The sequence below is a fragment of the Terriglobus sp. YAF25 genome (assembly GCF_052113305.1).
GTDB lineage: Bacteria > Acidobacteriota > Terriglobia > Terriglobales > Acidobacteriaceae > Terriglobus.
Genome location: NZ_JBFRCY010000807.1, coordinates 1 through 1,956, shown reverse-complemented (window position 1 = coordinate 1,956; position 1,956 = coordinate 1). Strand labels below are relative to the sequence as shown.

General features: G+C 58.2%; 3 protein-coding genes. All 3 read right to left on the bottom strand.

Features of this window, described 5'->3' with window-relative positions; all coding sequences use genetic code 11:
- The coding region (locus AB4043_RS23975; protein WP_442308312.1) for a hypothetical protein at positions 1-326 on the bottom strand (326 nt) is incomplete at its 3' end.
- Positions 327-374: 48 nt separating this feature from the next.
- The gene (locus AB4043_RS23970) at positions 375-1,373 is read right to left on the bottom strand and encodes a zinc-binding alcohol dehydrogenase family protein (RefSeq protein ID WP_442302393.1); all 999 of its coding nucleotides are present in this window, start codon (positions 1,371-1,373) and stop codon (positions 375-377) included.
- The coding region (locus AB4043_RS23965; RefSeq protein WP_442308311.1) for an aldo/keto reductase at positions 1,370-1,956 on the bottom strand (587 nt) is incomplete at its 5' end. The genes AB4043_RS23970 and AB4043_RS23965, both read right to left, overlap by 4 nt.

Here is a 1,956-nt window from a genome sequence, read left to right as displayed (position 1 = left end):
CCATAGGCTCCATCCTGACTTTCCGGTTTCGGCAGCCACTCGGTGATCAGGTAGCCATACTTCTCGCTGTGCACTACATGCTTCTGAAAGACGTACCAACGGAAGTAATACAGATCGTTGAAGTCCTTATCCGAAGACTCGAAGAGCGGAACGTTCGCCGCCATCCAGTCATACGAGTCGCTTCCCATGATCCCCGTGACCAGCTTCTCCTGCTGGCGAAACTCGTCCACATAATGACGAAAACTCTCGGGCCGCAGAACCACCTGACCATACAGGCTGGAAGCCGCGAACGTAACACTGCAGACGATAGCGTGAAGGCGTTTCATACGGGCATCCACGACAATAGGGCTGCAGGTTGACGTTTCGCAATCACTTCAGTGCACTTGCACCATAATCTTCTTCATCGCAGCAGGATTCGCAGCCCAACGGGCGATATAGTCAGAAGCCTCATCCATCCCCACAACCGCACTGATCGCCCTCTCCACAGGAAAGCGTTGGGCTTCCAGCATCGCAATCACTTCGCGGAAATCGCCGGCCAAGGCGTTCCGTGACCCCATGATGTTGAGCTCCTTCTGAACAAAGAGCTTCGTCTCATACGAGACCGGTTGCTTGGCGTAGCCGATATAGACGACCCTGCCGGTAAAAGCAACCTGCTCGACCGCCATGCGGAATGTCTCCGGCAGGCCAATCGCTTCGATCACGACATCCGGTCCACATCCGGTAATCTCCTTCAACTTCACGGCAGCATCGTCGCGCCGGGTGTTGATCAGATGTACTGCTCCTGCAGCACGGGCAATCTCCAGCTTCTCGTCATCCTGATCGATCGCAATCGTCTGGGCGCCGCGAAACGCCGAACCCGCTACCGCGCCCAGCCCAACCCCGCCGCAACCGAAGATCGCCACCGTATCACGCTCGGTTACACGCCCCTGGGCTGCCGCATGAAATCCGACGGTCAGCGGTTCTACCAGGCACAGCTCACGCAGGCTCAATTTCGGCGAGGTGTACAGCTTCTCCTCCGGCACGCGGATACGCTCTGTCAGAGCGCCATCGCGTTGCACTCCCAGGGTCTGGTTGAACTCGCAGGCATTCACACGTCCATTACGGCATGACGCACAGCCCCCACAGCTCGTGTAGGGCGAGACCGTTACTTGCGTACCAGCAGGATATTTCTCTGAGCCTTCCAGGACGGTCGCTGCAATCTCATGCCCTGGGATCCTCGGATAGCTCACCATCGGATTGTTTCCGCGGTAGCTGTTCAGGTCTGATCCGCAGAGCCCGACCATCTCTACCTGCAGCAGAACACCATCGTTTCCGGGCTCCGCGACATCGGTTATCGCCAGCTCACCGGGAGCAACCATCGTCAACGCTCTCATGCCTTTGTCACCTTGATCACGTCTTCTTCCGATACCGCTGTCATCCGGTTAGTATCTTCGTTCTCCGGGCGTCCCTGCGGCCATGAAGTGTTGTGTATCGGAGCCACCAGACGTCGTACCGTCTGCAGCACCTGCGCATCCGGCTCAAGATCCAACGCAGCACACGCCGCATCGACCTGCTCCACACTCGCAAATCCCATCAACGTCGATGCAACAGATGGATGTTGCAGACACGCCCACATCGAAAGCGTGGCGGGACCCACGCCAGACGAACGGCAGAACGCGACCACCTCAGCGCCGGCCTTGCGCACTTCGGGCGGAGCCGGATGCCATTCGGGCAGCGTAACTCCTCCCAGAATCCCCATGTGCAGCGGCGACGCGTTGATCAATCCAATCCCCATCCGTTCCGCAACGGGCGTCAACGCTGCATCCATATCGTCCGAGAAGAGATTCCAGTGACAGTAATTCAAAACCGTATCGGCTGGCGCCTCAGACGCCACCCTGGCCAAAAGGCCAGGCCAATAGCCGGTAATACCAACCGTTCGGGCCTTGCCCTGCTGCTTCAACGCGAGCAGCGCAGGAA